The organism is Micromonospora sp. NPDC049662 (assembly GCF_040675055.1).
Classification (GTDB): Bacteria; Actinomycetota; Actinomycetes; order Mycobacteriales; family Micromonosporaceae; genus Micromonospora.
Genome location: NZ_JBFAOC010000007.1, coordinates 89,560 through 95,661 on the forward strand (window position 1 = coordinate 89,560; position 6,102 = coordinate 95,661).

9 protein-coding genes are annotated in these 6,102 nt (G+C 71.8%); 3 read left to right on the top strand and 6 right to left on the bottom strand.

Annotated features, from left to right (window positions below):
- Positions 1 to 19: 19 nt before the first annotated feature.
- The 3 genes from AB0J36_RS07940 to AB0J36_RS07950 form a co-directional block, all read right to left on the bottom strand.
- Positions 20 to 985 carry a hypothetical protein gene (locus AB0J36_RS07940; protein ID WP_357118168.1) on the bottom strand — a complete coding sequence of 322 codons (966 nt, stop codon included), beginning with the start codon at positions 983 to 985 and terminating at the stop codon, positions 20 to 22.
- Positions 986 to 1,112: 127 nt separating this feature from the next.
- Entirely contained in the window at positions 1,113 to 1,415 is a 303-nt protein-coding gene (locus tag AB0J36_RS07945) for a barstar family protein (protein ID WP_357118165.1), read from the bottom strand.
- 36 nt (positions 1,416 to 1,451) lie between these two features.
- A complete protein-coding gene (locus tag AB0J36_RS07950) occupies positions 1,452 to 1,901 on the bottom strand; it encodes a ribonuclease domain-containing protein (RefSeq protein ID WP_363660306.1) in 450 nt (149 codons plus the stop codon).
- A gap of 230 nt (positions 1,902 to 2,131) precedes the next feature.
- On the opposite strand from AB0J36_RS07950, the gene AB0J36_RS07955 reads away from it, so the two are divergent.
- From AB0J36_RS07955 to AB0J36_RS07965, 3 genes are all read left to right on the top strand, one after another.
- Positions 2,132 to 2,905, top strand: coding sequence for a hypothetical protein (locus AB0J36_RS07955; RefSeq protein WP_363660307.1), 774 nt, complete (start codon positions 2,132 to 2,134; stop codon positions 2,903 to 2,905).
- A gap of 61 nt (positions 2,906 to 2,966) precedes the next feature.
- A complete protein-coding gene (locus AB0J36_RS07960) occupies positions 2,967 to 3,470 on the top strand; it encodes a hypothetical protein (RefSeq protein ID WP_357118156.1) in 504 nt (167 codons plus the stop codon).
- Positions 3,471 to 3,485: 15 nt separating this feature from the next.
- Positions 3,486 to 3,953: a hypothetical protein gene (locus tag AB0J36_RS07965; protein ID WP_357118153.1), complete on the top strand. Its 468-nt coding sequence runs from the start codon at positions 3,486 to 3,488 to the stop codon at positions 3,951 to 3,953.
- Positions 3,954 to 4,027: 74 nt separating this feature from the next.
- Here AB0J36_RS07965 and AB0J36_RS07970 read toward each other — a convergent pair whose 3' ends face one another.
- The 3 genes from AB0J36_RS07970 to AB0J36_RS07980 all read right to left on the bottom strand — a co-directional run bounded on the left by AB0J36_RS07970 (position 4,028) and on the right by AB0J36_RS07980 (position 5,880).
- A complete protein-coding gene (locus AB0J36_RS07970) occupies positions 4,028 to 4,300 on the bottom strand; it encodes a DUF559 domain-containing protein (RefSeq protein WP_363660308.1) in 273 nt (90 codons plus the stop codon).
- Positions 4,301 to 5,091: 791 nt separating this feature from the next.
- Positions 5,092 to 5,640, bottom strand: coding sequence for a hypothetical protein (locus AB0J36_RS07975; protein ID WP_357169789.1), 549 nt, complete (start codon positions 5,638 to 5,640; stop codon positions 5,092 to 5,094).
- A complete protein-coding gene (locus AB0J36_RS07980; RefSeq protein ID WP_357118144.1) occupies positions 5,641 to 5,880 on the bottom strand; it encodes a winged helix-turn-helix domain-containing protein in 240 nt (79 codons plus the stop codon). It lies immediately after the preceding gene.
- Positions 5,881 to 6,102 lie beyond the last annotated feature (222 nt).

Below are 6,102 nucleotides of genomic sequence, written 5' to 3' on the forward strand. Positions count from 1 at the left end.
AGTTGCTGCTGGTCTGATCTCAGGTCGGGACGGCGGCGAGCCCGATGCCGCTGCGGGCGAGCCACTGGCCGGCACGGGCGAACCGGTCGGCCCGCTTCTGCGCGGCGGTGCCGGTGTCACCGCCGGGCCAGCCGTCGTCGTCGAACGTCTCGACGGGCACCACCCACACGGCGACCACCCGGTGTCGCCGCCGGACGTCCTCCGGCGCGGGCACGTCCAGCCCCAGCTCCTCGGCGCGGGCACGGACCAGCCGCGTCTCGACGAGCAGGTCGGCCAGGGAGAAACCCTGGTCGCGGACCAGCACGGCGGCGGCGAACGGCAGCGGGCGGGGTGTGGGTGGGGTGGCCGGCGGCGCGGCGTAGCGCAGCCGCACGGTCGCGCCGGCGGCCTGCCCGCGCATCCGGTCCACCAGGTCACCGGCGTTCGCCGCGCCGACACCGGCGAGCAGCCGGTCCAGGTGCGCGTCGGTGAAGGCGGCGGGCTGGTGCAGGCCCGCCCGCAGCCGGGCCACCAGTCGGGTACGGCGCTCGGTCTCCAGCAGCGTCGGATCGGCCGGCAACGCGCCCAGGTCGGCGATGATCTGCGGGTCGACGTCGAAGGCCGGCGTCGCCACGTCGAGGTCCTCGACCCGGTCCCGGGCGGCGCTCGTGCGCACCACGAGGCTCCCCCGCCAGAGCGCGTCGATGCGCAGCGCCGACCCGCCGAGTCCGTGCAGACGCACGCGCAGCTCGGTACGGGCCGTGCCACCCTCGCCCAGCCACTCCCCCTCGGCGAGGGTCACCGGCGCGGCGGCGAAGCCGAGGGTCAGCTCGTCGAAGACGGCCGCGTACGGGGGCGCGACGGGCATCGCCTCGGTGTCGTACGCGGCCTCGACCAGGTGGGCCAGCGAGGCGTCGTCGAAGAGCGCGGCGCGGGTGCCCGGGTCGGCCAACCGCACCAGCACACCGTCGACGAAGTCCACCGCTGCGGCCTCCCCGCTGCCCACGCCGGCGCACACCGCCCGGTCCGGCACGAGGATCGCGAAAGGGCCGTCACCCGAGCGTCACCGCCACCGTCACCGCACCGGTCACCGGCCGAACTGTCGGCAGCCCGACCGGTGACCGATCGCGACCTCAGGGGCGCAGGACCACGCGCAGCGGGTGCGGGGCGGTGCTGGCGAGGTCGTCGAGCACGGCCCTCAGCAGCGCGTGCTGGCCGGGCGGCTCGTCGGCGAGGAGCTGACCGGCGTCGGTGACCAGCAGGGCCAGCGGGCCGGCGTCCAGCCGGTCCCGGAGCACGTCGGCGAGGGCGTCCCAAGTGTCGCCCAGGTACGCCGGCAGGGCCAGCGCCTCGGCCAGCGCGGCGAAGAGCGCGGGTCGGGTGCGGGCCGCCGCCCCGGCCAGTACCACCGCGCCAACCTGCTCAGCGTCGTCCATGCGGGTGCCTCCTGGACCGGCTGGCCACCGGGTCGGTCAGAGCCGGTAGAAGTCGGTGTAGTGGTTGGGCGAGAACCAGGTGACGCCCGTGCTGCGGTTCACCACGATCCGGTACGCGTCGCGGGCCGCGCCCTGGGTGCGGGGGTACACGTCGTACTCGTAGTAGGTGGCGTTCGTGGGCAGTTGACCCTCGTAGTTGTAGAACCGGCCACCGGCGAAGTTGGACAGCCCGCCACTCCAGGAGTACCAGCCGCGGCTGGTCGGGAAGCCCTTGGCGGACCAGCCGGAACGTGCGGTGCGCGCGTCCGCGCAGCGGCTGATGGTGCAGGAGCTGTAGACCGCCGCCGACGCGGAGTCCGTCAGCCGTGGGGTGAGCACGGACGGGCCGACCAGCGCGGCGGCGACCAGGGCGAGGAGCAGGGCGAGGGTGGCGGTACGCCGGCGGATCGCGCCGAGCGCGGCAAGCGGGGACACGAGGGTGGACACAGGCTGCCTCCAGACCATCCGATCCATCGATCCACGTGAGTGGCGGGTCGCGCTCAGTCTGGCCGTTGCCCGCGGTCGGCGACAGTCCCGCCGGCCCAACTGCTCCACAATGCCCGGTGAACCGCGGGCAACCGGCATTGTGTCGCACATCGGCGCGGCGGCGGGCATTTCGGTCATCCGTTGTTAACGTGAGCTGCGGGCGCGCGGACCCGTAACCGTGAAGGGGTGCCATGACGGACGCTCCCGAGCAGGAACCGAGGCCCGCGGATCTGTGGCGGCAGCGGGTCGTCCGCGCGCTGAGGATCACCCGGAACGGCAGCGTGCGCGGCTGGCGGTGGTGGGCGCGCACGTGGGACCGGCTGGTGGCCGCGCTCCAGGACGAGGCCCCCGTCGGCGTCGGCGCCGGCCCGTCTCCGCCCGGCCCGCTGGTCGAGCAGCGCGACGCGCCCCGGCTGATCGCGGTGCCCGCGCAGGGGTACGTCTACTCGTTCTACGTCCGCGCCACCTTCGCCTGGTCGTCACCGGCGAGCCTGCGGGCCGAGGTGCTGAACTGGTACGTGGGGTACTTCCAGCCGAACGCCGTCCAGCGACTGACCCGGCTCGCCGCCGATGCCGCCCGGGACCTGCCCCCGCACCGGGCCGCCGACCTGGAGGTGGCGTTGCAGCGGGCGCTCGCCGAGGACCCGGAGTGGTCCTACCGGCGCGGGGACGTCCTCGTGACCTGCCGACCCGACGCCGCCGTACGCCTCGACGAGCGGATGATGCCGGCGCTACGACCCCACGTCGACGCGATGGTGCGGATGGAGTACCAGTTCGACGAGCAGATGCGCCGGGCGACGTACGCCGAGGAGTTGAGCCGGCGGTGGGCGACGATCCTCGGCGACCGCCTCGACGAGGACGCGGACCAGGAGATGGCGGACGCCCGCGAGCACCTGCTCGCCGCCCAGCGGGAGGCCGCGCGCTGGATCGGCGACCTTCTTCACCACCGGGTCACCAAAACTTGATCGCGACTGGTTAGCATCCTCCCGTCCTTCCACCAGGGAAGGCACGGGGGAGGAACGCACGATGCAACTTGAACGCAACTGGAAGCCGTACGCGAAGGGCCCGGCGCTGCTGGTCCTCGCCGTCGTCCTGCTGTTCTCGCCGGAACTGCTGGCGATGATGAACCAGGAGTTCACCTTCGGCAACTGGGTCGGGTACGCGATGGCGGCGCTGGCCCTGATCGGCGGCCTCGGCGCGGTGCGGGAGAGCCGCGAGGCGTTCGCCGTCCGCATCGGTGAGCAGGGCATCACCTGGACCAAGGGACCGAACACCACCGAGTTCGGGTGGTCGGAGGTGACCCGGGTGGCGATCGAGAAGAAGCCGAACGCCGGCAAGCTGGAGAAGCCGAGCATGCTCACCGTCTGGGTGGCCGACCAGACGCAGCGCGCGGTGCCGCCCGACGTCGAGCTGACCGGCCTGCGCGGCTACCGCGTCGCCGACCTGCGGAACACCCGGCAGTCGCGCGACGAGGTCGCGGCCGCGCTGCGCCAGTACGGCGGGGACCGCTACCCCACGCCGGCCGCCTGAGTCTCGGAGCCATCAATGTCGACAATGCCCACTCCCGCGCCCGTGCCACCCCCTGCCCTGCGGCCACCCGCCGACGGGGAGTGCCAGTTCTGCGGCAGTCACCCCGCCGCGCGGGTCTCGTTCCAGTCGATGACGAGCATCGTGATCCTGTACGTCGTCTCCTCCCAACGCGGCTGGATGTGCCGCGCCTGCGGCCTCTCGCTGTACCGCCACCACACCAACAAGACCCTGCTGGCCGGCTGGTGGGGAATCGGCATCATCGGCATTCCGATCTTCCTCGGCTTCGACCGCTTCCGGTTGCGGCGCATCCTGCGGCTCGCCCCGCCCCAGCCGACGCCGGGCGTCGCGGCGCACCTGCCCGCGCCCCTCGACCCCGGCAAGCCGGTCATCCAACGCCCCGGCGCGATCGTGAGCCTCATCCTGCTGACCCTGTTCCTCCTGATCGCCGCCTGCGGCGCCCTAGCCTTCGCCACAACCCCCTGACGCGGCTTTTCATGATCACTTGATGGTGACCAGTTGTCAGAGGTGCCGGAGAACTGGTCACCATCAAGTGATCGTCAGGATGGGCGGCGGCTGGCCAGGATCGCCAGGGTCTGCTGACGGACCTCGGCGGGGTTCGCCAGCAGGCGACGGTGGGTGAAGCGGACGACGAGGATTCCCGTGGTTGCCAGCAGGGCGTCGCGGCGGAGGTCGATCTCGCGTTCGGCCGGGTCACCGTGGCTGTTGGCACCGTCCAGCTCGACGTTGACCCGCTCGGCCTCGGCGAGCATGTCAAGGTAGATGGTCCGACCGCCGACTCGCACCGGTGCCTGGCGGACGAACGCCGGCATGCCCGCCCCCGTGAACACGTGATCGTGGCCCAGATCTCCAGCGGGCTACGGCAGCCGGCGGCGAGCCGGTCCACCAGGCCACGCAGCGCCGCGCGGTCGGTCAACCGGGGCTCCTCGGCCAGGGCGGCGACGAGTCGCTGTGACGTGGTGAGCCGGTCATTGACGGCGCGGATGACCGGGCCGGGGCGGTCGCCCGGTGGCGGCAGCGGCCAACAGTCCACCAGGGTCCGGTCGAGTCGCGTCACGGGGAACCCACCTCGTACCACCGCCTGCGGCGGTTCGGCCGCGAATCCCGTGCGGTGTCGGAGAATCAACCCGGGCCGGCCACGCAGACCCGAGCCGATCGGTACGTCCACGTACACCGGCTCGCCGGATGGCTGGCGGCGCAGGCCCCACACGTCGAGCGCGGTCAGCCGGCAGAGCGCACCCCGACCGTCGGCGTACGCGAGAGCCGCCCGCCGCGCCACTTCGGGTTCGACGCGGGCCAGGAGCGGTTCCGCGGTGCTCGTCCGGGAGAGCAGGGTGGCGTCCAGGTAGACCCCGGGCAGCGCCCGGACCAGCCGACCAGCCCGGCACGCGGCCTGAACCGTCCACTCGGGTGCCGCCCGCACCATCTCCCGCCAGGTGCACACCCCACCACCGGAAGCCACGAGCGCGCACAGTCGCGAGTCCATGGGCCGAACCTGCCGTACCGCGCCCCGGCACACCGGCCGCGCGGGTGCCCCTGTGGACAGCGCGCACTCCTGTGGACGACGTCCCAGACCGCGCCTCGATGTGGTAGGCGGGACCTGTCAAACGCGCTCGTCACCTGGCGAGTGCACGGGGAGACCGGCACGCCGGAAACCCAGCGCCCTTCGGGAGTCACGGTCCGCCTTGTACGCGGCGCCGAGCACGAGGTTGATCGCGACCCGGTTGGCAATGTCGTCAAAGTCATCGATACGGAAGGCCCGGAACAGCTGAATGCCGTCGGTGGGCCCGTTCCGGACCTCGATCCGCCCATCCACGTCGAAGTAACTGGACGCGGTGACGGACTCCTTGTCGAAGACGTCGTTCGGGCCGGCCACCACCGGCTTGTCCACGACATCGGTCAGCTCGTGCGGGGCCGCGATGAACTGCTCCAGCCGGGCCGAAGCTCGCCGCGCCCCCGCAGCATCATCCGACTCGAACACCCACACCCAGATCTTGCGAGGGTGTGCGTTCCAGCAGATGAGTTCGGGCCCGGAGAAGTTTCCGTCAACGTCGCACGTCACGAGTGCGTCCGGAAAACGCTGCCGCAGGTCTGCCACACGGGTGGCGAGACCGCCCGCGTAGGCGGCGTGTTCCGAGATGTCCCACGCCACCTACGGCTCCCGCATCCAGGTCTTCGGGTCGGTCACGAAGACGCCCTTGCCCTGGTGCCGCCGGATGACCCGCAGCGCTTCCAAGCGGACGTAGACCATCTGAATGGTGGACGAGCTGACATCGAAGCGGTCGGACATGTCAGCGATCGAGGGCAACTTGTCCCCCGGCTTGACCTTCCCGCTGCGCAGGTCCCCGATGATCTCTTCCGAGATCCGGATGTAGTCCGGTGTCTGTGGCATGGCACTCCTCGCGTGGCACGCCAATTTGATCACGACACGCACTGGCCAGACAACTAAGCGTTGCGGCTGACCACTTAGGCATATATGTTTAAGTGCGAGCCGGTCCTCGCGTGGCAACGAGTGCGGCTCATCCCCTCGGTCGGGGGGGGGGGGGGGGCCCCCCCCCCCCCCCCCCACGCCGACGCACCGAAGGCCAGGCTGAGGGGGTATAGAGCAAGCAAC

Excerpts from the sequence above, each read along its gene's own strand:
- AB0J36_RS07945 (WP_357118165.1), bottom strand. The coding sequence starts at position 1,415 with ATGGACGACGCTGAGCAGGTTGGCGCGGTGGTACTGGCCGGGGCGGCG.
- AB0J36_RS07955 (WP_363660307.1), top strand. The coding sequence starts at position 2,132 with ATGACGGACGCTCCCGAGCAGGAACCGAGGCCCGCGGATCTGTGGCGG.
- AB0J36_RS07960 (WP_357118156.1), top strand. The coding sequence starts at position 2,967 with ATGCAACTTGAACGCAACTGGAAGCCGTACGCGAAGGGCCCGGCGCTG.
- AB0J36_RS07965 (WP_357118153.1), top strand. The coding sequence starts at position 3,486 with ATGTCGACAATGCCCACTCCCGCGCCCGTGCCACCCCCTGCCCTGCGG.
- AB0J36_RS07970 (WP_363660308.1), bottom strand. The coding sequence starts at position 4,300 with ATGCCGGCGTTCGTCCGCCAGGCACCGGTGCGAGTCGGCGGTCGGACC.
- AB0J36_RS07980 (WP_357118144.1), bottom strand. The coding sequence starts at position 5,880 with ATGCCACAGACACCGGACTACATCCGGATCTCGGAAGAGATCATCGGG.